This window comes from Azospirillum sp. Sh1 (genome assembly GCF_008365135.1).
Taxonomy (GTDB): domain Bacteria; phylum Pseudomonadota; class Alphaproteobacteria; order Azospirillales; family Azospirillaceae; genus Azospirillum; species Azospirillum oryzae.
Genome location: NZ_VTTK01000018.1, coordinates 76,991 through 100,697 on the forward strand (window position 1 = coordinate 76,991; position 23,707 = coordinate 100,697).

The window sequence follows — 23,707 nt, forward strand, 5'->3', positions numbered from 1 at the left end:
CGGGCGGCATTGACGCCGCGGGCCGCGACCCCAATCCCTAAGCCCCACCCTCTTTCCGTACAACCCGCGGGGACCCTGCATGAGTGATCTCGACCGGCTGGCCGATCTGCTTGGACTAGAACCCCACTATCACGACATCTGGGGCAACCGGCGGGAGACCTCCACCGCCACCAAACGGGCACTGATCGCCGCCATGGGGTTGCCGGCCGCCACCGACGACCAGGTCGCCGACAGCCTCCACACGGTCGAACGCCGGTCCTGGAGTCGCCCGCTGCCGCCGGTGCTGGTGATCGGGGAAGGGCAGGGGATCGATCTGGGCGTCGCCCTGCCGGCCGGCCTGGACGATGCCACCCTGGCGTGGGACCTGACGCCGGAGGGCGGCACGGCCCAGGGTGGCCGCATTGCCATCCGCGACCTGCCCGTCACCGACCGCGCCACCCTGGACGGCACGGCCTACGAGCGCCGCGCGCTGGGCGCCCAGCTGCCCGTATCGCTGCCCATCGGTTACCACCGGCTGGACCTGCATGTGGAGACCGCCGGGGGGACGGCTGGGCCGTCCGGCTCCACCACCCTGATCGTGGCGCCGGACCGCTGCGTGACGGTGGAGGAGATGGTGCCGGCCGGCCGCAGCTGGGGCATCGGCCTGCAGGTCTATTCGCTGCGGTCGGAGCATGACTGGGGCATGGGCGATTTCGGCGACCTCGCCGGCTTCGCGGAAGTTGCCGGGCGCCTTGGCGCCGGGCTTGTCGGCCTGAACCCGCTGCACGCCCTGTTCCCGGCCGACCCCAACCACATCGGTCCCTATTCGCCGTCCAGCCGCCAGTTCCTGAACATCCTCTACATCGACCCGGCTTCCGTTCCCGAATTCGCCGGCGCCGACGATCTGCGCGCCCGGATCGAGGCGCCCGCATTCCAGTCCGCACTGGCCGCCGCCCGGCAGGCGGAACTGGTCGATTACCCCGCCGTCGCCGCACTGAAGCTGCCGCTGCTGGAGGCTCTGCACGCCCGTTTCCGTGCTCTCCCCGACGACCACCCGCGCAAGGCCGCCTATGCCGCCTTCCGGCAGGACATGGGGCCCGCGCTCGACCGCCATGCCCTGTTCGATGCCCTCCACGAGCATTTCTTCCGCCAGGATTCCGCGCAGTGGATGTGGCGGAGCTGGCCGGCCGCCTTCCAGGACCCGCAGAGCGCCGAGGTTGCCGCCTTCGCCCGCGAGCATGCCGACCGCGTCGATTTCTTCGCCTGGGCGCAGTTCGAGGCTGATCGCCAACTGGGCGAGGCCGCGACGCGCGGGCGCTCGGCCGGGCTTGCCATGGGCTTCTATCGCGACCTCGCCGTCGCCGCCCATCCCGGTGGCGGCTCCGCCTGGGCCGACCCGTTGATGCTTGTGCAGGGCGCCAATGTCGGGGCGCCGCCCGACCAGTTCAACATGAACGGGCAGAACTGGGGCCTTGCCCCTCTGTCGCCGCTGGGCCTGCGCGAGTCCGCCTACCGCCCCTTCATCGAGCTTCTGCGCGCCAACATGCGCCATGCCGCGGCGCTCCGTATCGACCATGTGATGGCGCTGCAGCATCTGTTCTGGATTGCGGAGGACGGCAGCCCCGGCGCCTATGTCGCCTATCCCTTCCACGATCTGCTGCGCATTGTGGCGCTGGAGAGCCGGCGCAACCGCTGTGTCGTGATCGGCGAGGACCTGGGCACCGTACCGGAGGGCTTCGGCCCGGCGCTGGAGCAGGCCGGCATCCTCAGCTACCGTGTGCTCTATTTCGAGCGCACCGCCGACGGCGGCTTCAAGTCCCCTGGCGACTATCCCGCCGGGTCGATGGCGACGGTCAGCACCCATGATCTGGCGCCTTTCAAAGGCTTCTGGACCGGCCGCGACCTGGACTGGCGCCGGCGCCTCGGCCTTTATCCAGACGATGCCAGCCGCGACAAGGACGTTTGGGATCGTGGAGTCGACCGCTGGCGCCTGCTGCAAGCACTGTCGCGCGAGGGGCTGCGCCCGGACAGCTATCTGACGGAGGACGGTGATCAGCCTTTCCGCGTCGAACTGTCCGCCGCCGTCCACGCTTATCTGGCGCGCACCCCGTCCCGCATCGTGATGGTGCAGATCGAGGACGCGTTGGCCGACGACGAGCAACCCAACCTGCCCGGCACCGTGGACCAGCACCCCAACTGGCGCCGCCGCCTTCCTCGCAAGCTGGAGGAGTTGGAGTCCGACGACGACCTCCGCCGCATCATCGCCCCGATCGCCGCCATCGCCCCGCGCTGACCGCAGTCCGCCACCGGCGGCCCTGGGGGAATCCGGGCCGCCGGTGGCCATTGGAAAAAAATGCATCCCAAGCGAAAAAAGCTCTTCACAGCCCGGCACATGGTCGCTATAAACCCGCCCACACCACGGGGCACGGCAAACGAGCCGCCCCGGTGACGGTCTGGGGGATCGTCTAGCGGTAGGACAGCGGACTCTGACTCCGCCAGCCTAGGTTCGAATCCTAGTCCCCCAACCACCCTCTCCAAACGGCCAGCACTTTCAAGAGCTTACGGGCGGCGCGCACCCCGCAACGCTGTCGCTGTGTCGCACTGCTACACCAAGCTGTGACACCGCGATGGCCGACGAGGAGTCCGCACCGTGGCCCGTCATTCGCACTTGCACCTACGCAATGGGGCTTGGTACTGGCGCCGCCGTCTGCCGCGCGATCTTTCTTCTTCCGGACAGAAGGCCATATTCGGGCTGTCGCTGGGTACCAGTGATCGGCGCCTCGCGGTCTACCGTGGGATCGCGCTGGACTTTGCACTGGAAGAGATTCGCGCGATGACCAACCCTCCTGGCGATCAGACAATCCGCGGGCTTTTGGCCAGGCTTCGTAATGACATGCTCCTTCAGGCTGAAACCGAACGGGCGCACCGCGCTCCGCCCCAGAGGTCTGGGCTGCCACCGCTGCGTTCCGGTACCAACCATTCCGTTCTGGTACAGAGTTCCCTCGAGGAGATCCTGCGTGAACCGATCTCCGCGATGCCGACCATTGATGACGTTGATCTTGTCGAAGAGCAACCGCTTGGGCGCATGCCAAAAGGCCCCCGTAGAGTGACTGATGGAAATTCATCTGGGGATTGTGGCGGCGACGACGGCGTCGAGCGCTTGAGTCATGGCGGGCTACCAGACGACTTGGCCAAACCGAAGGACCGAGCAGCGTTCTACCAAGGACTGTCTCGCTTCTTGGAGCGCGCTGCACGAGACAACGATCTCGAACTGGCGCAGGACATGGCGAAGAGCCTGCTCAATCGTTGCGCGCCTACACTGGCGCCGTCGGACGCAGACTTTCGGTTACTTCAACGAGGCTGCCTCCGGACGGCCGCCGAAGCTCACCGGATCAATGCACAGCGAGAGCTTGGGAATTATGAGTCCGTCCTAGATGATGCATCACTGGACATACTGATGAATGCTGGGGCTGTCCGACCAGATGCACCCCCTCTGCCCGTCGAAACGACCGTACCCGCAAATGCCGCGCCCAGCCAGCCCAGCATTGCCTTGTCGGAAGCACTTAAATACTGCGTCAAAGAGAAGAAGGATGCGTCGTGGGATGACAAGTCGATACGGGATGCCGGCACTGCGGTAAGATTGTTTGTAAGCTTTTTGGGCCGCGATCCTCTGCTGCACGAAATCAGTGAACATGACGCAATGCAGTTCAAATTGGCTCTTCGCGATGTTCCTCGTTTGCATGGCAAGGGACGGTTCGCGGGGAAGTCGTTGCAAGAGGCTATTGCTCTGGCCGATGAACTGGAAACAGCCATCAACAATGGCGTCGTGTGTCCTGACAACATTTATGGTCTTGAGCGAGCCGGCGATTTCGATGATGAGGATGCGGCGTATCGGGTAGAGCGCCTAGCGCTCAAGAGCGTCAATAAGCATCTCACATTTCTGCGCGTCATCCTCGACAAATGCCGTGCCTATCGGGGTGGTAACAAAGTAACACCTTTCGATGATCTTTTGTATTCGAAAGCCGATGTCGAGCGGAACCGGCGAATTGTTCGCGTCGCCTTCACAGAGGAGGAACTGCACAGCCTATTCGCCACCCCTGTTTGGACTGGCTGTGAATCGGCAGCGGCACGCCATCGACCGGGCTCGTTGATCCTGAAAGACAGCCTCTATTGGGTACCGTTGATTGGCACCTACAGCGGCGCCCGCATGGAGGAGATCCTGCAGCTTTGGGTCGAAGACGTGAAAGAGATCGAAGGAGTTCCGTTCCTCGACATCCGTTCCGGCACGGGCCGGCGGCTCAAGCGTCCATGGTGCGCACGTCCCGTGCCGGTACACTCTCGGCTTCAGAAGCTGGGCTTCCTGGAGTACGTTGAAGAGCAGCGCCAGCGTGGCGTCCAGCGTTTGTTCCCGGATGTAAAGCGTGGCGGTTCGTTCGACACGCTCTCCCACCATTTTACCATGGATTGGACAAAATACAGACGGGACGTCGGTGTGTACGACAAGGGAAAAGATTTTCATTGTTTCCGGACAACTATGAACACGAACCTGTTGAACAAACGGGTCAACGACGGGCTCATTAAAGCATTGCTTGGTCATAAACCTGAGGGAATGACTGACAAGGTTTATATGTCCGGATATTGGCTGAACACTCTTCAATCCGCTCTGGAGGAGTTCGATGTCGGGATCGGGCTGAACCGCGCTGGGCTCGCCCAAGGGCGGTGAGTTCTGAGCGATGACGCCGCGGCTATGCCCTGGATTTGGGCAGGCGCATCAACCTGCGCATGGCATCCATGAAGGCATAGATAGCGTTTTCCGTGAGATGTCGGGGACTGATGGCCGAGGGTGGCAGGAATGCGAGACGGCCGTGCCGCCGCATCGTGCGCAGAGGCATGTTCTTGATGATCGGTATCATCAGGCGCCTTCTCAGCCGTGCCGCGAGGCGTCTACCGAAGGCGAGATCGAGATGATAGACGACATCGTCGAGCCGTGCCGTTCGCCGGGCTCATGGGTTCAGAGCATCGGGGTCAAAATTCGGCTGGCAGACGGCGGCCCAGTACAGCCGCCGCTCCCTGGCCGAGGTGGCCTCAGGTACAACGTTCTTATCGGACGCAGCCTGCGCGCTTGGACTCTGCCCACGCAGCAGGTTGAAGCGGTTGTCGGCTGCAAGGTCATGAACGTCATGACCAGTTTGGGCATGCCGGTCACCCGCAAGGTCGGCTGATCACCGCGCCTTCCCGGTGGTATCCGCCGTCATGCCCCGCCTCGGCCAGCGGCAACCCCAACGTCTCCGGGACAAGGTCGCCGCGGTCGAGCCGGGCCACCCCGTGAACCTCCCGCTCTCCATTCTCCGCGATGAACATTACCTGCACCGCCATCAGGATCATTCCGGGCTCCGCTCCACGGTGAACGCCTGCCGCAGAGCGGCGTTGACCGCGGCACGCTTGAAGGCGCCGGGTGGAGAGGGCCGGCGCACCTCCAGCCGGGTCACCACCCGTTCGAAGGCGTGACACGCGTCGGGATCGTCGAGGGCGGAACGGTCTCCCTCCGCCAAACGGCGGCGACGGTGTCCAGATCCTCGGCCACGTCCAGCCGGCCGTCGTCCGCCGCCGGTCGGCGAAGTCCTGAGGGCCACCGCACGCGTCCGGCAGACTGGTCTCCCGCCCGGTCAAGCAGACCGGATGCGGCGGCCGGGGCACAGCTGCCAGAACCTTTTCAACGCGGATGTCGATCCGCCAGTCGGCGCGGAAATCGTACCCGTAGAGGAAGCTCTCGGTGGGTCGGAACCGGAAGCGCGCCAGCGGCACCGCCTCGGCGTCCTCACCAAGGTGCAGCGCGCCGATGGCCGAAATTCCATCGCTCCGTCCATCGATACGGAAGCGGTGCAGGTGTTCGTCCTTCCAGCCCCTCAGCATCTGGCGACAGGCGGTCCGCCCCCCGCACTTGGCGCCACATCGCCGAGCGAACGTCGTGCAGCTACACCTTCTGGTGCAACGTCTGAGGCGGAGGCGTGTCGGACAACGCGCCAGCTATACCTCAGCCGAGACGCGGTTGCCCCCGTTTTATGATGGGCTCAGAACTGACGGGCGCCTCGGTTCCTACACCACGGTCAGGAACAGGATCCCCGGCCCCTAGTCGCACGTTCACCGATTAGGCTGGCGCCTTGGTGCGTGTCGGTGGGCGCAACATGACGCTCGCCGAGGATCTGCTGGATTTCTCGCTGGACGGACGGCCGTGAGGCGCGGTTCCGCCCCGTCCGGGGCGCCGGAGTGTCACGCAGACCCGTGACAAACCAGCCTTAAACCCGTGACACTCCGCATATCCATAACACATTAAACCCCTGATAATGCTCGATTTTTATACATTTGTCACGGGTGTCACAGGTGTTCCCATGATATAAGGGACAGGAAAGTTATATATTTTGGGGTAAGGTTGGGGTGGTGGAAAAGAAAATGTTCTTTGTCGCAAGGGAGCTTTGAAAGTCGCTGAGACGCCCGTGACAGATGACTGATGACATGGGTTAAGTCTTTGATAATTCTATGTATTTTGATGTCACGAGTCTGCGCGGTGTCACACGGATTGGCTCCAAAACAGCCCCAGTGTCACGGGTCTGCATGTCAGCACCCGTGCGGTACCACAGGCCGGCGTGGCGCCGGGTGCCAACACGCCTCCACCTCTGAGAGGATCTGCGACCGCTTCCGAGAGTGCTAACGTCGGAATCCGCGTCGGCCATATCCGTCTCTGTTGCCACCTGAGACCGATGAGCGGCAAGCCTGAGCTATCGGCGCCACAGCGGAGCAGATCGCAACGGTGCTGACACAGGATTGGTACGCGGACAAGGTGTCAGAAGCTGTGGGCGCGTCAGCCGCCGATGTTCACCATGCCACTCACTCGGCAGCCCGATTTTCTGGAGCTGGGCGCGCCGACGAAGAGTGTGATCTGGACGGTGTGGGCTGAATTCGTGCCGGGCACCCACACACGCCGTTCGGTCGGGCATGGGAACAGCGATCAGCGACCGCGGCGCTCCCGCCTGGCCTCGTGCCGTTGATTGATGAGCGCCCGGTCCTGCAGCTGCCAGTGCGGCGTTCCAAGGCTGGTGATTTCGCCCGTTGCGGCGCCGCAGGGGCATCCCCGCCAGCCGGCCCATCCGGTCGATGTTGCCTGAAATTCGCCGCACGGACACAAGGGCCATGGGCTCCCGTCCGGCCCGAGGCGCACTGGGTGAGGGGTGGGTTCAAACAGGGCTTTCGGGTCCATGTGTGATCCTCCTGAAGGTATGATCGGTGATCAAGCAGGCGTTGTCACGCTTAGCAAGTGATGGCTGAGGCTCCCACCCCGACCACTACAGAAATACAGACATACAGATATCCAGGCTCACCGTTCGCCATGGTCTGAGTGCGGGCGTGTGAGTGATGCCGACGGCATCGGTATCCGCATCATCTCAGGTAGATCGACCAGTTCCGGGTCAGGTCGGATCGCGTCCATGATCGCGCGGCCCGCCGTATGGATCAACCTAGTCTTCCCGCTCACCGGCACGGACCTGCGGACGCGTTCGGCAACCGGCGGCATCGACTCTGCATGCACTGGGTTCGCCTTGCCTGTGCCGCCGTTGCTGGTCGTTTTGAGCACGTTGGCAAGCGCTTCAAGCTTGTCGTCGAGATCGGCGGGCATCTTGCTCTGGTCGTCCGGCAGGATGGCGCGGATGGCCTGGACGATGGGCTTGGCCCACTCCCACCGGTCCAAGCCGTTGGCGATGATGGTGAGGCCGGACGACAGGGCGGAGTGCTCGCCGAGCAGCCGCTGCAGGGTGCGCTGAAGCTTCTCGACCGCGCCCTCGGCCTCCTCGCGCTTGGCCGTTTCGACCTTGAGCGCCCTCTTAGCGGCGGCCTGCTCGGTGCTGGCATGCTGCCATTTCAGGTACATCTCGTTATAGCGACGGTCGGCCTCCTTGACCTGCCGCTCCATCTCGGCACGATGCTCGGTTTGGATTTGGTCGTGCATGGCCTTCGCCCGTTGCGCCGGCGTGTAGTCCATCCGCTCCCACAGATTGTCGACTTCGCAGTTGACGTGCTCGCACAGGATCCGAACCGTCTGCTGAAGGCCGTCGAGGTGGGTCTCACGATCACGCACCGACTGCTCGTCCTCACCAGCCTTGCGGCGCAGCTCGATCCGTTCGCGCACCAAGGCGCCGGCGTCGTCGGTGGCCTGACGGCGCACGCGCTCCAGTTCGGCAACGGCGGCGTTGGCGATGCGCTCCAGCTCGGCGGCGCGCTCGCGGGCATCTTTGGCGGCGGCGTGAGCCTCGTCGGCATCCTTCTCCGCGGCGGCGCGGGCCCGGTCGGCGGTGAGGCGCGCCAGACGGTCCTCCTGCGCTTGTCCACGGATCACCGCCGCTTCAGTCAGCGCCGCCTCAGCTTCGCGCTTGCGCTCGTTCGCTCGCTTGATCACGGGGTTCGCCACGAGCGGATCGTCGTCGGAGTGCTGCCGGCGATACTGGGCCTTGAGCCTGCGGTAGGTATCCTGGCCAGGGTGCGCAAACTCGCCGCGGTCGATTGCCGCTGCCATCTCCTGCTTTTCGACGACGGCCTTGCGGCGGCTGCCGATATGCTTCGTGGCCTCCTGGTCAATCCCAATATCCTCGTACCGGCGGACTTCGATGCGGTGACCGCTGTCGAAGGATTCCAAGAACGCGTTGCCGACCTCCATGTAGCGCTGACGCAGCCGCATGTGAGCGTCGGTATCGCTCAGCGACAGCACGAACTCGCGGCGGGCCCGCTTGCCGCCACGCTCCGCCTTGCGGCGCTCTGCCGACGCCCTGGTCTCCATCCGGTCGTAGAAGACGATGTGTGAATGCGGGTTTCCGGGCTTGTCTCTGTGTATACAGGCATACGCAATTGCGCGACCACCGGCGGTGATCTCATGCAGCACGGTCGCCAGGAGTTCGCGCTGCTGCTCCTCGCTGATCCACGCGGGGAGGGGGAGCATCCACTTGTCGATGCGGGCTTTGCGGGGGTCATCCTTGGTGCGCTTCTTGGCGGCTTGCCAGGCGGCCAGATCCTCCTCATCGTCCGGCGCCTCGTCGTCCGGATCGGCGAACTCCTCGCGCACCAGCCTCTGCGCGGTGTCGATCATGGCGAGGCGATGGGCGTAGAGCTGCGCATCGACGGCGCCAGCGATGCCCGTGTCGGTGTCCGGATCTGGTCCCAGGTAGCGGTAGACGCCGGACCGGTTCACGCCGTCCACGGTCACGTCGCCAACGAAGATCATATCCTCGGCGTAGCGCACGGCGTTCGGGCGCGAAACATATTTAATATGAGCGAGCGCCTTATCCTTCTCGCGGACGAAGCGATGAACAGGTGAAAGGTGCGTGAAGTCGCGTTCTGCGCCGAAAGTGTTGCTCATGTCCCAATACCTCCGAAGGACGAAGCACTGAGGGGCGATAAGCAATAAGGGCCGCAGGTACGTTTGCTTATCGTCTTCCAGTGCGCCTTCCATTTTTGTGGCTTCCGATAAAAAGCACTGGGCAGACGTATTGGGAAATGTAGAATTCCACCATAGTGAAAGGATTTATTTTGAAACAACTTCCATTTTGGTGGAGGCTGACTACACAGGTCTGCTGCCGAGGCGCCGCTCCGAGGTCAAAGTCGCAAGATGGTCGCCCCTTGGTCGGCGAGCAACGTCTGTGGGCTGGCTCAGGGGTGGTTAGGTCGGCCTGCGCAGGGATTATGCGCCGCCGCAGTCGAGGTCGTCGAGCAGGTCCGGTCGAGCCCCAAGGCCGGCGAGGGTGCGGGCCAACTCGGGGCTGGAAAGATCTTCGCTAAGCGTTGGAGGCGGTGTCGATGTGGCGCACCCCAGACCTCACCATGACTAAATGTTGCCTCCGCTACAGCATCGGCGGCCTTCCCCAGCGGCACGTTGCGGTCACGCGGGGGGAAGCCGCTCAAGGAAGCTGCGTGATCGACTTCCCCTGGGATAAGAATGACCTGGGCTCAAGAAAGCCGAATAAGGCCATGGCGACCGCCGGACTCCCCCAACGAGGTGTCGGGCGTGCTTCCGTGGGCTTAATCCGTGCCGTCACATCGGCAGCGGTATATTCATATATCCGTTCTCATCACGCCCGTCGGCCTGGACCAGAGCGGAGGTCTTTGCCTTCGCCTTGGGCTTGGGGTCTACTTTGGCTGGTTGCGCCGAACTCGGCGACTTGAGTGCCAGCAGGTTCCACCTGGCGAAGGCGATGACGGCCCTCGCCTGCTCTTGGCACAATTTGCTCAGGCGGTAGTCGATCGGCACGGCCTCGCGGTCCAAGCGCCGCGCTGCCGAGCGGAACGGGATGGGCGGCAGCAGCGCGCCGTGCAGGTCAGCTGGGATGTAGGCCTGCAGCTCGGCGGTCGCCGCATCCTCGGTGACGCCCGAGGGCCAAGCGGAGCGCTGGATGGCCAAGTCGCCGACGCGCTTGATCTTCGCCGGGTTGGTCAAATAGGAGAGGTCGGCCTTGAGCTGGCGGAAGTCGCCTTCCGAGTGCATCGTCGGCACGATCACCAGGTCGGCACGCGGCACGATGAGGCTGTCGATGTCCGCGCGGTTGGCCGCGCCGTCAACGATCACCACGCCCGGTCGGCTGGCGAGCCTGCGAATTGCCGGCCCCAGGACCTTCGGATCCCGCCCGTCCAGCCACGCGTACGGTCGGCCTTCGCTTGCATTCGGCGGTACCAGGCTCTCGCCCTCGCGAGTTTGGTCGGTGGAGAAAAGCCAGCAGTCCACGTCCAGCAGACCGAAGCCATTGGCCAGCAGGTGGGCGGAGGTCGAAGCGCCGGCACCGCCCTTCGTCTTGTTGAATGAGATGACTTTAAGCACTGTGTTTCCTCCCCTTCAGCGCGAGCTTGACGAAGAGCTCCGGATCCTCGCATGCGGCCGAGACAATCCAGCGCGCGACATCCTGAATCGTGGGCGTTACCTCGAACTCCTCGAACGCGCCGCCGTCCACGGATTCCTTCTTGATGCGTTCGCGGATGCGGTTGCGAAACGTCACCGGCATCCGCCAACTCAGAGTCACGCCGTGTTCACCGGCCATCAGCGGCTTGCCGACACGCGGTTTGCGATGTGTCGTCGTATCGGTTTCGGCGGCTGGCGCGGCGTTCGGGGTGAATGTCTTGGCAGCCGCGGCGTCGAAGTCAGCGCCGAATCGCTCATCGACTGGCGGAGTGATCTCTTCCGCAAGATGGGCGGCGCTGCGACGAACGGTGCGGGCCATGTTTGCGTCCTCCTGTCGTTTGGGTAGATGGTCAGGCATCTGTATTTCTGTATGTACGTAAGTGTAGACGCCGACCATCGTTGCGGCAAGCGGCCGCCCAAAATTTTGTGCTGACACGCCGACTTTGTGGGGAGTGGGTTTTGGCGCTAAAAAAATTTAGTCAGCATCCACCGATGCACAACGGCACCATGAGACTCACCCGCTCCCCAAATATATACTCGCAATTGCCACGGCGCTGAATGCGCTGCCTCCGATGCCCACGGGAATGGAAGAAGCGACCCCGGCGGGTAAGGATCGACAATATGGACTCGCTGCACGCTACCGTCGAAAGCGACGGTGACGATACCCTTTCGTCTGCGATCGAAGCCGGCTCTGCCGCCTGGTTTGTCAAATTTGCTCAGGGCAACCCTGAGCGCCTAGCTTCCGGCATGGCGTTGGATTCGCTGGTGTCGATCTGCCGCAGCAACCGGATCAGATACGATACGCTCGTCGATGAGATCGCTCGCACGCTCAAGATCCGGGCCGCATCGATCAATCGCTCCGTGCGTGACAAGATGCGGGCTGACGAGGCCGACCAGGCGGAGGTTGAGGCGAATGCCGCCGTGCGCAGGCGCAATCTGGCCGAGGCCAACAAGAAGGACTGGCAGAAGGCGTTGGTCGTCTCCGACCGCGGCACCCCGGTCGGCAATGTGCACAACGCGCTGCAGATCCTGCGAGGCCATGAGCTGATGCGGGGCGTGCTGCAGTACGATGAGATCGCCCGCAAGACAATGATGTCAAAGCGCGCACCCTGGATTGCTTCTGAGGCGGACGAAGACGGCAAGGAACGCCCGTTCCAGCGCCGCCACTGGAACGACCGTGACGACACGCTGTGCACCGCCTGGGTGCAGAAGCAAGGCATCCCTGTCAACCGCGAGACCGTCGGCTCCGCGGTCGAGGTGATCGCGCATGAGCACCGTGTCAACCCGGTCCAGGAATACCTTGAGGCGTGCCATGCCAAGTGGATCGCCGATGGTCGTAAGGCGCGTTTGGACAAGTGGCTGAGCATCATCTACGGGACACCCTGCGATCACTATCACGCTGAGGTCGGCAAGCGGTGGCTGACGGCGGCTGCGGCGCGTGCGCTGCGCCCCGGCTGCAAGGCCGACAACATGCTGGTCATCCAGGGCGCGCAGGGGCTCCTCAAGTCCACATCGATCCGTGATCTCATGCCGGTCGAAGATTGGTTCACCGACCACTTGGGCGACTTGGGCTCCAAGGACGCGGCGATGCAACTGGAGGGCAGGTGGATCATCGAGATCGCCGAACTCGACGCGCTCAGCAAGAAGGAAGTCAGCACCGTCAAAGCGTTCGTTACGACTCGCATTGACAAGATCCGGCGCCCGTATAACCAGCGTGTCGAGGATCTGCCGCGCACCTGCCTGTTCGCGGGCACCGTCAACAACGCTCAGTATCTGCGCGATGAGACTGGCAACCGCCGATTTTGGCCGATCACCGCAAGGAAGGTCGAGATCGGCCTCCTACAGCGCGACCGCGATCTGCTGTGGGGCGAGGCGGTCGAAGTGTACCTGACTGAGAAGCGTTGGTGGCTGGACAAGAAGACCGAGGCAATGGCCGGTGAAGCGCAGCGCGAGCGCCACATTGGCGACGTGTGGGATGAGAAGTTGGACAGCTATATTGAAGACAAGGAGCGCGAAGCCACAGCGGCCGCCACAACGATTGAATGGCAGGAAAAGCTGATCGTTCAGAAGAAGGCAGAGCGCGCCGCGGACAAGAAGCTCAACTCGGCCCTCGACCTGGAGATCACCAATCTTGAGACGGCGCTCAAGGCAAAGCGCGCCGCTCTCGAGGTTCGCATCTCGGTCTCTGCATTCCTGGCGCACATTGGCATTGAGACGAAGGGGCAGACGCAGCGTGACGCCAACCGGGTCGCGGGGATGCTGACCCACCGCGGGTTCACGCTTAGGCAGATCCGCGAAGGCGGTGATCGGGTAAGGCGCTATGTCCGTGCCTGATCTGTCAGCAAGAAATAAGAAACGGCCGGGGGCTTGCCACCCCCAGCTATCTGTACATATGTACATAGGGAAGTATGGATAGACAGATATCCGAACATTCCAACAGAGGCACAGAACATGGCCAACCAGACCATCATCTCGCCGCTGTGCGGCGCCCTGGCACCGGGCAATCCGAACCGCGGTATCATCCGCCACGAGATGGAGGTGCGTCCCATCCCGTTCGATGATTTCCAGTTTGAGCCATACCCCGTCAACGCCCAGATCTTCGTAGGCGTACAGCGCAAGGATCTCACGGTCGAAGAACGTTGGGCCGCGATGCACGCAGCCTGGGGCGATCGCCGGTTCTTCAAAACCGACAATCGCGCCCGCGATCTCATCCGTAATGCACTCTTCGTCTACGGGCTCAGCATCCTGTCCGGCGAGTTGGTGCATGAGTGGGTCACCGACGATGAGGGCGACTACACCGCTGACGGTTGGCAGGATGCAGCGGTCGATCTTCTGACGCGCTGGTACGAGGGCAGCGTCTGCCTGCCGCAGTCGGCGATCCGCGCGATGGCAATGCGGATGCCGCTGATCGCCATGGCGTATGAGCGGCTCGGCGTTCGCCTGTTCGACGATCTCAACGGCGACGCCGCGGCGGTGCGTGTGGCTGACCGGGACGTGCCGGTCCGCATCCGCGTTCGTGCAAATAAGATCCTGGCCCTGTTCCCGCGTGATGACGAAGAGGCCGCCCTCGAAATGCGTTTGCTCTTCATCGCATCTGCGGCCGAAGGCTGGTTCGTCGATCTTATCGGTACGCCGACGGGCGCCGCTTGGCGTGTACACCGGGCGATCGGCGAAACCGACATGTACCGCGACCGCTTCCAGGAATGGTTCGATGCGGCGACAGGACATGAACGGGCACGGCTGACGACCCGGTTTCCCGCGGCTGTCCAGGTGCTGCGCGATCACGAGTTCCTGCGCCAGCCGCCAAATGTGCGCTTCATCGCGCGGCAGTTGGTTTGAAGGGGCAAGGCATGAGCTGGCACAGCAGGGGTTTCATCACCACGGCGCTGCACGATGGCATGTGCGATCTGGCAGCGGCTGTCGATTGCATTCTCGCCGCCAGCAACGGCGCCTCCGGCGATGTTGATCCGGCGCTCGTCCGCCTGTACCGGATGGTCCAGGCAGCCCGCGCGGATGCGGTGGCGATGTGTCAGGAGATTGAGCAGCCCGAAGAATAGCTCATTTGCGGCGCTGCAAGTCCCTGGCGCGAAGAATTATACCAATGACTTGATCAACGCGATGCCGTAGCACGCATCTCTAGGCATCCAACGGCGAACTTTGCAGGGGAACCAGCCGTTCCAACAATTGGGCGCATTTGAAAGCCCGCACGCTGCGAGACAGGACCGGCATCATCCTGGAGAAACACAAGGCATCGGGGATGCACGCGGTCGTAAAGGGACCGTGCAGCTACGGCTCGGTCAGGAAGGAAGTCCCGGAGCACAAACAGAGCAAGCCTGGGTAAACACCAAGGCTTCCCGCAGTCTGCAGCGCCGGTCACGCAATCCCTCTCGCTGCGGAAGGCGATCCAAGATGGCGATCTGTTGAACCCACCTGCACCGGCAATGCAGACGGGCCAGTATCAAGTCGGTTCTGGCACTCGTTGAAGGCAATACTGAGCGCGCCGTAAGCCGGACATGTCCGTGACCTGCTCAGCAGGCGTTAGGGCGCCCGCGACATTGGGATCGCATCCAACATCGACACGCGTATTCCCGAAGTCCGGCTCCGCCAGTTCATCCGGGAAAGCAAGTTCTCCGATCCTGTCGATTATTGGGAGTAGGGGAGGCAGGGGTGCCGGAACGTGTCAATGATTGTGAGACAGCCCGAGTTGTGAATTAGACTTGGATGCTGTCCGGTTTCTTGGGCGGATTGATCCAGGCTTCGATTGGCTTGGCGGGCGGTTCGGGCCTTTTGCGGACGAAGCGTTCTGGATTGATACGAAAGGCGTGATCGAGGGTTTCTTGCCGGGCGGCATGAACGGCGTCGGCTTGCCCGTGATGGACCTGATCCGGGGTCATCAGACCGATCCCGGCGTGATGGTGGTCCTGGTTGTACCAGGTGAAGAAATCGCGGCAGAAGACCTTGGCGTCCTCGATGCAGCCGAAGCGCTTGGGGAATTCCGGCTGGTATTTCAGCGTCTTGAAATGAGCCTCCGAGAAGGGGTTTTCGTTGGAGGTGTGGGGCCGGCTGTGCGATTTGGTGACGCCGAGGTCGGCGAGCAGGAGGGCTGGCCTTGGCCTTCATCGGTCCGCCGCGATCGGCATGCAGGGTCAACTGTCCGGGCGGAATGACCTGTTTGGCGATGGTGTCGTCGAACAACGCCTTGAACAGGGTGGCGCTTTCGGCGTCGGCAACGCACCAGCCCACCACTCGGCGGCTGAAGATGTCGAGAATGACGTAGAGGTAATAGTAGGACCATTTCATCGGTCCCATCAGCTTGGTGATGTCCCAGGACCAGACTTGGTTGGGGGCTTGCGCCAGCAATTCAGGTTTCTGGTAGACCGGATGACGGAGTTGATCACGCCGTTCCCGGACTTCACCATGTTCGGCCAGAAGGCGGTACATGGTGCGGATCGAGCAGCGGTAGACGCCTTCGTCGAGCAGCGTGGCGTAGACTTCCGCCGGGGCCAGATCGGCAAAGCGCGGCTCGCGCAACAGATCGAGCACCCTCTGGCGCTCGAAGGCCGCAAGCGCACGAGGTGGACGCGACCGGGGGCGCGGCGCCGGACACCGACCAGCCAACCGGACCCGACGCCGATGGACGCTGGAGCGCGAGACGCCCAAGGCGGTGCAGGCCGCGCTCCGTAGACCGCTACCCGTCGGCAAGGCGGCAACCGCGGTCATCGCGGCGTCTCGTCGCTGTCGATCGGCGGCAGGGCAATCCCCAGAAGGGTCGAGAGTTTTTTTTGGACGTCGATGATCGCCTCGGCCCGTTCCAAGCGGCGTTCAAGGCAGGCGATGTTGCAACGCGCGTTCGCCAGTTCCACCTCCAGAGGATGGGCGACCGGCGCCTTCGGTCCCCGCTTGAGCGGCTTCAGCGCCTCGAAGGCACCGGCGTCCCGCTGGCGACGCCAGTCCGTCAGCGCCGACGAGTACAGACCTTCCCGCCGCAGGATCGCGGCGATCCCGCCCGTGTCCGCCGCCCGATCCGTCTCGGCCAGGATCCGCAGCTTCTCAGCCGCCGTGAAGGTCCGGCGTTTCGGACGGGCGGACAGTTCCGGGGAGGCGGCCGCAGGCGCGGCGACAATCCTCGGCTGGCTGCCAACGTCAGGGGCGGCGACAACTCCAGCGGCTGGCAGGGGCGTCTTATTGGGCATGACCATGCAATGAGTTTCCTACGCCCTCGAGCCTAAACTTCAGGGGGGCCGGTGTCTCACATTCATTGGCACGGAGGGTGCCGCGCTGCGACCGAGGGAGGCCGCAACTGTTCAAGTCACTCCGCGAACTAGGCCGTAACAAATTCGTTATTGATCGTGCTGTTATTTGAAGTTCGTAACAATAACGTGGACGAGCGTAACGGCTACGTGTTATCCTCCCGCTACGAATCTGATGGGAGGGCGAAATGGCCGACACGCGCGACGAGACCGCCGAGGAGCGGGGCGAGCCGTTGGTCACCCTAGAGAGTGTGCGGGCCGCCGTCGGGCGGCTGGGCGCCGAGGGCAAGAAGCCGACCACCCGCGCGGTGCGTGACGAGCTCGGTGGCGGCAGCCACACCGACATCCTGCGGCGTCTACGCGACCTGCGCGGCGAACGGGTGGATACGGCCGCGGCGACGAAGGGTGAGCCCGTTCAGCCCCGCCGGCCGGACACCGACGACGTGACGGCCGAGTTCGACGTCGATCCGGCAGTGCGGGCGGTCATGGCTCAGCTCGCCGAGGTGGTGAAAGGCAAGCTTGCGGCAGTCGTGAACGCCGAGCGCGATATCGCCCGCAGCCGGATCGATACCATCAAGCGCGACGAGAAGGAGCGCGCCGATCGCGTCGAGACGGCGGCATCGGACCGCATCCGCCGAATCACCGAGGAGAGTGAGGCCGTTGTCGCGGAGGCGTCGGGCAATGAGGCCGAGATGGCGACGGCCCTGGACGCCGCCGAGGAGCGCGCGGTGAAGGCGGAGCGCGAGCTTGAAACCGTGCGGGAGCGACTGCGGGTCGCGCTGGCCGACGTCGGCACGCTCACCGACCAGATCGGTACTCTGCAGGGCGAGGTCTCTAATCTCAATCATCAGCTTCGAGACATGCACGTTCGCGCCGAAAAAGCAGAGAGCGAGCGCGACACCGCGCGGAGCGCCGCGATCGAAGCGCGACGCGACGCGGAGACCCTGCGGCAGGAGATGACCGCCGCCCGACAGGACCACGCCGCCGAGATTGAACGCCTCGGCCGGGAACTCGCCGATCTGCGTCAGCAGCGCGACAGCGAGCGGGCACGGAACGACAAGCTCCAGGAGGAGCGCGTGGCCGCCGAGCGCGCCGCCGCCGAAGCGCGGTCTGAGGCCAAGATTGCTGTTGCTGACGTGGCGCGGCTGCGGCAGGCCTACGATGATGAGCAGGGCAAGCGCATTGAGGCCGACCGGACGGTCGTCCGTCTCACCGCGGAACGCGACGCCGCCGTGTGCGAGGGGCCGAACGGCGGAGAAGCGGCCGTGCATCCACCCTCCCTCGCTTCGGCATCCGCCGCGGCAGTCGGGCGCCGGAAGTCAACGAGGCCGCGGGGTGGCGCGGCTACCGCTCCGGCGTAGGACACCGACACCGCCTTCCATAGAGGCGCCGGCAAAACGGTGACGGCAACGCCGCCTTGAGGGCCGCGCATCGGTTCTCAGGGCAGGCCTCCCTCGCCTCCCGTCGTCCCGGCAAGTCGTGGGATCGAGCGCAGCAGACGGCACGCCAGCTCGGTGCGGCTCCGCACCTTTGTGCCACGGAAAATTGCGGTGTTGTGCACTTTCACCGTCCCTTCGCTGATGTGGAGCCGTCTGGCGATCGCCGCGTTGGGCAATCCCTGGGCGATCAACGCGGCGATGGTCCGCTGCTGTGGAGTGAGGCTCCCAAGAGGGCCGGACGCCGGGTCGATCGTCGCCTGCTCGTCGCCGCCCACGATCGGCGGCAGCACAAGTGCCCGCGTGAAGCTTTTCGATACCGCCCCGAAGCCGACGCCCACGCTCGCCATGGCGGCGCGCAGCGCCTCCGGTGTCTCGGTGCCGGCGAGAAGGATGTCGGCGCCGGCGGCGAGCACCGCGGCAAGGTTCCCACCCTGGTCCGGCGGCATAACGACCGCGACCACTGGAGTGCTGTGGAGTGACCGCGCCTGCGCGACATCAACCAGAGAGTCGGTGTCGACGCTCGGCGCATGTAGCACCACGATGCCGTGCCCAACCGCGGGGTCGAGCCCCCGCAGAGACTCACAGACGTCGACAGCGCTGGCCAGTGCGGTCCGTTCGACGAGGCGGGCAATCCCTTGCCCGATTAGAGTATTGGCACTCACCACCGCCGCCGGAGGCAGCGGCGCGGCCACATCGGCCGCTACTATGCGGACGGGTGCGGTATTCGGCATAATCCTGTCCCTCTGAAAATGCGGGAGGCCGGCGTGGGGTGGCTTCGTAGGACCTCTCCCCGCGGTTTGGGGCGCTCTCACGGTCCGCTGAACGCAACGCGCATCGGGGTGAAGTGGACGACGGGACGGGGCAGGGTCGGATGGGCACAAATGGTCCCCTGCGTGATCAGCGCGTCGACATCTCGCTCGAAAGCGTCCCGGAGTTCGATCTGAAGCGTGTACGCATGCCGGCCCAACACCTCGAGCAGGGCCTGTATGTGTTCAAGGTGGCGCGCGGAATGGCCGTGGCGTGCCCAGCGGTGGCAATGGAGCACGATGGCATCGATCGTATCGTTGATCGCGGTGTCGGTGGGCGTGACGACTGGCAGCGGCGAGGCCTGCAGCACGGCGTCCTCATCAAGGTAGTCGGTGAGTTGCTGGACGCGGGCGACGGTGAAACGGATCGGCATGACGGCTGCTCCTTGCAAACGGACGTGCCGCCGATCCCGTCCGTGGGGCCGGCGGTCCACAGGCCGCCGCCGGTCCCACGGACGGGGAGGCCGACGTGCCGCTCGCGATGCGGCTGTTCCACACCCAATCGGCCACTTTGCGTACGTGGGGCAAAAGTCCTAGCAAACTGGCAACGATCGATTGTTTACTGCGATGATGAAGGTGACCCGCACCGTGACGGGCGGGACCGGATCGGCCGCGCCGGTACGCACACGATGCAGCAGCGTCATGCGGCTGATCGGCACGCCAATGGTGGTGGCATGGCGGGAGCTGGGATTGCCGCCCAACACCAAGCCGCTGCCCAACCGCAGCACCCCCAAACCGCACGACATCGCCAAGCGTGTAGAATTAAACGGCGCTCGCCTGCGAACCCGTCACACAGTTGCAGTGGACGCGCAGGCAGGATTCCAAGCTATCTCCATCAGCACCGCTCAACACGGCGCCGAACGCGTGCTCCGCAACGTAATCGGCTGTGGCATAGGCCGAGGCGTCCTGGTCCAGCGCAGGGACGATGATGAACGCGGCATGGGCTTTGCGGTCGCGATGGCGCAGGGCATCCCGGTAGACGTGCAGGTCGCGCAGCGCGTCATGCACGGCGCCGCGGCTGGCGCGGTATTTGGCGTCGAGAATCACCCACCCGTGGCAGTCGCCGTCCGTCTCGAACACGATGACGTAGTCGGGACGGAGCTCCCCGCTCAGGCTGCGCCATAGGTTGGGCTTGCCGGAATGCGCCCGGAACGTCTGCTGGTACAGCAGACGCACGGACGCGGCCGGCTGGCCATTCCGCTGCCATTCAACAGCGGCATGGGGTTTTTCCTCGTGCGCATCGCCGGCCGGTTCGGACCAGCGCGCCGTCCAACCCGGGCCGAGCGCCGCCTGCACCGCGTCGGCCAACCTGTAGAAGACCACCGACTCGTACAGGTCGTAGGTCCGCTTTACGCTGGCCTCCAGCGCAGACTCAGCATCGAGCTGCAGGCCGGCGCCGAGCAGCCGGTGCGCCAGACGCTGGACCGCGGCCGCGGCGGGCAGGTCCGCCAGCGCCTGCAAGGCGCCCTCCCGTGCCGGTTCGGGCGGCGACTGTCGGAAGGCAGGGGCGGACAATGCGTCGGCCAGCGCGGCGCGATGCTGACGGCATTGCTCGGCAACCCGCGCGGCATACCCACGAACAAACGGATCGATGCGCCAGTTGCCGCTGCCGGCCAATGTCTCGAACCGGCGCGCCGTGGCATCCACCATCTGGCGCACCCGCAAGAGCTGGAAGTGGAGATGGCGGGTGACCGGGTGGTCGTGGTTGGTCACGGTGATCGGCTGCTCCACGCTGGGCAGCACGGCCAGCTGCTCCCCGGTGCCCCGGTCACCTGGGCGCAGAGCCAGCAGGGTCCGCGGATGGTTGGCGAGCCAGCGTACCGTCTGGGTGTCGGGGCGCCGCGCCATGGACAGCGGCGCCAAGTCGCGCCGCCGCCGCACCGCGATCGGCGGGTCGCGCAGGAAGCGGCGGAGGTGGCGCAGCAGTTCCGGCATGAGCGCGTCCAGCACCGCCGGGAAGATCGCTGCCGCCGTCGGACCGGCGATGCGCCCACCCTGCTGCCCCGGCGACATGCCCCAGGGCAGGGCGGCGGAGCGCTCCGACAGCTCATTCAGCATGGCTGCGAAGGCTTCGATGCCAAGCTTCCCAGGGTGTGGCTGCACATCGAGGATCAGCCGGCGCCGACGCTCGCCCATGGCAACGTGCAGGCTCGTGCGTCCCGCCCAGCTGTCGATGACGAACTCGTAGGCGGCTTCCACTTGCCCTTCCACCATGCCTAACCGGGCCGGTGCGAGGTCGTCGCCCCCCATATGGACCGTCGGCGCCTCCGCCGCCCTCACCCGCAGCTGCAGCCGGTCTCCCTCGGCGCAGGCAACGATGGCGTCCTCGTCCGGCGGGGTCGCGTCCTGCCAGCCATTGCTCTTCCGGTACAGGGAAAGCGTGATGTCCACATCAGCTCCAGAAGCGGACGACGCCCTGCGCCCGCAGCTGCTCGGCCATGCGGGCAAGCCGGTCGGCGGAGGTCTTCAGTGCGTGGGTGGAGCAAACGGCGCGAGCCTCCTCCAGCGCCTTCGGCAGGGCGCCGCCGTCGTCGCCGCGGATTTTCGGCAGCACCTTCGCCAGTACGGCCGCGTCCAGCGCCACCGCCGGGTCGGGGCCGGCGAAGGCTTGGCAGAAGGCCAGCACCTCGTCGCAGGCGCGGTAGCCGAAGTGCCGGCGCGCCGGGTAGAGTGCGGCGTAAAGCGCCTCCAGCGCATCGCCGACGCGGCCGACCAGTTCCGGGGCGGCACCCTTGGCGAGCGCCCGTTTGCGCCAGCCGGGCAAATCGACGTCCCAGAACTCGAAGGTAAAGGCGCGGTCGAGCACCTTGTCGGAGAAGGGGTGCGTCGTCTCGTCCATGTTCACTGTGCCGACGATCACCAGGTTGCGCGGCCAGGGAACGGTGGTCGGCACATTCTCCACTACGTCGCCAGCGGCGTGGATGGACAGGCGGGTGGACCGCCCCTCCATCGCCGACAGGAAGGGGGCGAAATAATGCTCGACGCGGGCGAGGTTCATCTCGTCCAGGCACAGGAAGAAGGGCTGGTCGCGCTGGCTGTCGGCGGCCATCAGGAAGCGCAGCGTCTCGGTTTCCTGGTAGGCCGGCGGGTTGGCGAGCGGGTTGACGAAACCCAGCAGCCCCGTCGGGTCGGTCCAGTCCGGCAGCACGGCGGTCTCCTGATAGTGCCGCTTCACCGGCAGCCCCAGGATGTCGCAGCAGGCCCGCGCATAGGCCCGCGCCAGCGAGGTCTTTCCGGTGCCGGACAGGCCGGCCAGCAGGACGAAGCGCTTGCCCTCCAGCGCGGTCAGCGCGGCGTGGAACAGGCGGATCTGATCGTCGGTGAAGACCAGCGAGCGCAGCTCCGGATCCTCGGCGAAGCGGGCCAGGATGGCGTCGATCGGCGGCAGGGCGGGTGCCGGCACGTCGCTTTCCGCATCCAGGTCCGCCGGCGATCCGGCCTCCGCGTCGCCGTCGAGCGCGGCTGTCCCGCGCATCGCCTCCAACGCCGCCGGATCGTCGGGAAGGCCGCTCGCCCAATAGTCGCCGTCTTCGGTCAGCTCGATGCCGCCGCCTTCCGGTTCGCGGATGAGGCCGAGCGTGCTGGCCCACTTGATCAGCATGTTGGGCGCGCGCTCGCTGGTCCAGCTCGGCCGGCAGGCGCGCACCACATCGATCATCGCCGACTTGGTCACCGGCCCTTCGGCGCGGCGCAGCTCGTCCAGCAGGATGGCAAAGCCGTAGATGTTGCGTAGGAAGACCTTGGCCAGGATGTTGGCCGGGTTCTCACCCTCCAGCAGAGCCGTGCCGGCCTCCGTAGGGCGGTAGGTGCCGCTGTCCACCGTCAGCAGGCCCAGGGTCACCGCCTGAGACAACACCTGCCCGGCGGAGTTGGCCTTGAGTTGCGGCGCTTCCGCCATGATGGCCGCGATCATCTCGTCACGGCCGACGCCGCCCTCGGCGGCGCGTAGGATCGACAGCAGCAGAGACAGGTTGTCGGCGACGAAGAACATGCCCTTGCGCTGCTGGGCGGGCGGCAGCAGGACGACATGCGGCCGGTCGGTGGCCGTGCGTTCCGGCGGCGGAGCCGTTGCCGCGGGCGGTACTACCGCCGAATCTGCGGCCGCCTTGGGTTCGATGACCTGCTCCCACAGATACCAAGCGAACATGCTGTGGCGGATGTCGGTCGCCAGATCGGTGTTCGTTCCGATTTCGCGGCGGAGTTCATCCCGGATCATAACGTGATTGCCGATCAGGCTCAGGCCCCGTTGGACCGGCATTTTCAGATAGCGACGCAGCGCCTGGATCCGCCGGTCATCCAGCAGACACAGGACATCACGGGGGAACAGGACCGCAAAGATGCGCACCAGCCGCGCCGACGGGCGCCGGACATTGTGCTTCGGGTGGACCAACCGCATGATCCGGTCGAAGGCAAGATCAAGCTGTTTCGCCCGCAGCTCCGCGACGATTGGCAGGTCGAGAGTTTTCACCTCCCACAGCGCATCGATCACTGCGGGATCGGAGGCGGCGCTGGATACGTTCACCGAGCGGCCCAGGCCGATGTTGGCCACCTCGTCGATGTCCCACAGACGCATCTGGAAATCTGGACGCTTCCATGCCGCTTCCGGCAAAGTATGCACATCTTCCACCGCGCGGTAGTAGTTCGCGTGCCACTCCTTACTGAAGTTCGCCGCGAATCCGGCCTCGTATAGTGCCTTGAGATCGTCCACCGCACCGCTCTCCCACAACGTAACGGCGCGCAAGATAGGACACGTTAATGTCGAGATCCATCATAGGAATGCACCGGTCAGCACGGGATTGCAGA

General features: G+C 64.7%; 15 protein-coding genes, 1 tRNA gene and 2 pseudogenes. 8 read left to right on the plus strand and 10 right to left on the minus strand.

Features of this window, described 5'->3' with window-relative positions:
• Positions 1-79 precede the first annotated feature (79 nt).
• From malQ to FZ029_RS18750, 4 genes and pseudogenes are all read left to right on the plus strand, one after another.
• Positions 80-2,272 (plus strand): 4-alpha-glucanotransferase, encoded by a 2,193-nt coding sequence (malQ, locus tag FZ029_RS18735; RefSeq protein ID WP_149270900.1) that lies wholly within the window; start codon positions 80-82, stop codon positions 2,270-2,272.
• A gap of 161 nt (positions 2,273-2,433) precedes the next feature.
• Positions 2,434-2,507: transfer RNA gene (locus FZ029_RS18740), tRNA-Gln, on the plus strand.
• A 122-nt stretch (positions 2,508-2,629) separates the two neighbouring features.
• Positions 2,630-4,702, plus strand: a complete 2,073-nt coding sequence (locus FZ029_RS18745; RefSeq protein ID WP_149270902.1) for a site-specific integrase — start codon at positions 2,630-2,632, stop codon at positions 4,700-4,702.
• Positions 4,703-5,007: 305 nt separating this feature from the next.
• Positions 5,008-5,201, plus strand: a pseudogene (locus tag FZ029_RS18750) (IS5/IS1182 family transposase); the annotation flags it as partial.
• Here the strand turns inward: FZ029_RS18750 and FZ029_RS33645 are convergent.
• From FZ029_RS33645 to FZ029_RS18770, 5 genes are all read right to left on the minus strand, one after another.
• Positions 5,182-5,364 (minus strand): hypothetical protein, encoded by a 183-nt coding sequence (locus tag FZ029_RS33645; protein ID WP_247892383.1) that lies wholly within the window; start codon positions 5,362-5,364, stop codon positions 5,182-5,184. The pseudogene FZ029_RS18750 and the gene FZ029_RS33645 sit on opposite strands and share 20 nt — an antisense overlap.
• Positions 5,361-5,531, minus strand: a complete 171-nt coding sequence (locus tag FZ029_RS33650; protein ID WP_247892384.1) for a hypothetical protein — start codon at positions 5,529-5,531, stop codon at positions 5,361-5,363. The genes FZ029_RS33645 and FZ029_RS33650 overlap by 4 nt, the downstream gene beginning before the upstream one ends.
• 1,820 nt (positions 5,532-7,351) lie before the next feature.
• Positions 7,352-9,379 (minus strand): MobA/MobL family protein, encoded by a 2,028-nt coding sequence (locus FZ029_RS18760; RefSeq protein ID WP_188051977.1) that lies wholly within the window; start codon positions 9,377-9,379, stop codon positions 7,352-7,354.
• Between the two features lie 672 nt (positions 9,380-10,051).
• Positions 10,052-10,831 carry a hypothetical protein gene (locus FZ029_RS18765; protein ID WP_149270908.1) on the minus strand — a complete coding sequence of 260 codons (780 nt, stop codon included), beginning with the start codon at positions 10,829-10,831 and terminating at the stop codon, positions 10,052-10,054.
• The gene (locus tag FZ029_RS18770; protein ID WP_149270910.1) at positions 10,824-11,228 is read right to left on the minus strand and encodes a hypothetical protein; all 405 of its coding nucleotides are present in this window, start codon (positions 11,226-11,228) and stop codon (positions 10,824-10,826) included. The genes FZ029_RS18765 and FZ029_RS18770 overlap by 8 nt, the downstream gene beginning before the upstream one ends.
• 302 nt (positions 11,229-11,530) lie before the next feature.
• Between FZ029_RS18770 and FZ029_RS18775 the strand changes: the two genes are divergently transcribed.
• The 3 genes from FZ029_RS18775 (at position 11,531) to FZ029_RS18785 (ending at position 14,466) form a co-directional block, all read left to right on the plus strand.
• Positions 11,531-13,243: a virulence-associated E family protein gene (locus FZ029_RS18775; protein ID WP_188051978.1), complete on the plus strand. Its 1,713-nt coding sequence runs from the start codon at positions 11,531-11,533 to the stop codon at positions 13,241-13,243.
• 117 nt (positions 13,244-13,360) lie between these two features.
• Positions 13,361-14,248, plus strand: a complete 888-nt coding sequence (locus tag FZ029_RS18780) for a hypothetical protein (protein ID WP_149270914.1) — start codon at positions 13,361-13,363, stop codon at positions 14,246-14,248.
• A gap of 11 nt (positions 14,249-14,259) precedes the next feature.
• On the plus strand, positions 14,260-14,466 hold the full coding sequence (locus FZ029_RS18785) for a hypothetical protein (RefSeq protein ID WP_149270916.1): 207 nt from the start codon (positions 14,260-14,262) through the stop codon (positions 14,464-14,466).
• Between the two features lie 654 nt (positions 14,467-15,120).
• Here FZ029_RS18785 and FZ029_RS18790 read toward each other — a convergent pair.
• A pseudogene (locus FZ029_RS18790) lies at positions 15,121-16,608 on the minus strand (IS3 family transposase).
• Between the two features lie 239 nt (positions 16,609-16,847).
• Here FZ029_RS18790 and FZ029_RS18800 point away from each other — a divergent pair.
• Positions 16,848-18,020: a DNA-binding protein gene (locus tag FZ029_RS18800; RefSeq protein WP_149270918.1), complete on the plus strand. Its 1,173-nt coding sequence runs from the start codon at positions 16,848-16,850 to the stop codon at positions 18,018-18,020.
• Positions 18,021-18,097: 77 nt separating this feature from the next.
• Here FZ029_RS18800 and FZ029_RS18805 read toward each other — a convergent pair whose 3' ends face one another.
• From FZ029_RS18805 to FZ029_RS18820, 4 genes are all read right to left on the minus strand, one after another.
• Positions 18,098-18,829, minus strand: coding sequence for a response regulator transcription factor (locus FZ029_RS18805; RefSeq protein ID WP_149270920.1), 732 nt, complete (start codon positions 18,827-18,829; stop codon positions 18,098-18,100).
• 77 nt (positions 18,830-18,906) lie between these two features.
• Positions 18,907-19,278 carry a hypothetical protein gene (locus FZ029_RS18810; RefSeq protein WP_149270922.1) on the minus strand — a complete coding sequence of 124 codons (372 nt, stop codon included), beginning with the start codon at positions 19,276-19,278 and terminating at the stop codon, positions 18,907-18,909.
• Positions 19,279-19,666: 388 nt separating this feature from the next.
• Entirely contained in the window at positions 19,667-21,295 is a 1,629-nt protein-coding gene (locus FZ029_RS18815; protein WP_149270924.1) for a nuclease domain-containing protein, read from the minus strand.
• Between the two features lies 1 nt (position 21,296).
• Positions 21,297-23,612 carry a hypothetical protein gene (locus FZ029_RS18820; protein WP_149270926.1) on the minus strand — a complete coding sequence of 772 codons (2,316 nt, stop codon included), beginning with the start codon at positions 23,610-23,612 and terminating at the stop codon, positions 21,297-21,299.
• Between the last annotated feature and the right edge of the window lie 95 nt (positions 23,613-23,707).

Bases quoted from the DNA above. Each gene is read 5' to 3' on its own strand.
- FZ029_RS18800 (WP_149270918.1), top strand. From the start codon at position 16,848: ATGGCCGACACGCGCGACGAGACCGCCGAGGAGCGGGGCGAGCCGTTG.
- FZ029_RS33645 (WP_247892383.1), bottom strand. From the start codon at position 5,364: ATGATCCTGATGGCGGTGCAGGTAATGTTCATCGCGGAGAATGGAGAG.
- FZ029_RS18770 (WP_149270910.1), bottom strand. From the start codon at position 11,228: ATGGCCCGCACCGTTCGTCGCAGCGCCGCCCATCTTGCGGAAGAGATC.
- FZ029_RS18805 (WP_149270920.1), bottom strand. From the start codon at position 18,829: ATGCCGAATACCGCACCCGTCCGCATAGTAGCGGCCGATGTGGCCGCG.
- FZ029_RS18785 (WP_149270916.1), top strand. From the start codon at position 14,260: ATGAGCTGGCACAGCAGGGGTTTCATCACCACGGCGCTGCACGATGGC.
- malQ (WP_149270900.1), top strand. From the start codon at position 80: ATGAGTGATCTCGACCGGCTGGCCGATCTGCTTGGACTAGAACCCCAC.
- FZ029_RS18775 (WP_188051978.1), top strand. From the start codon at position 11,531: ATGGACTCGCTGCACGCTACCGTCGAAAGCGACGGTGACGATACCCTT.
- FZ029_RS18780 (WP_149270914.1), top strand. From the start codon at position 13,361: ATGGCCAACCAGACCATCATCTCGCCGCTGTGCGGCGCCCTGGCACCG.
- FZ029_RS18810 (WP_149270922.1), bottom strand. From the start codon at position 19,278: ATGCCGATCCGTTTCACCGTCGCCCGCGTCCAGCAACTCACCGACTAC.
- FZ029_RS18760 (WP_188051977.1), bottom strand. From the start codon at position 9,379: ATGAGCAACACTTTCGGCGCAGAACGCGACTTCACGCACCTTTCACCT.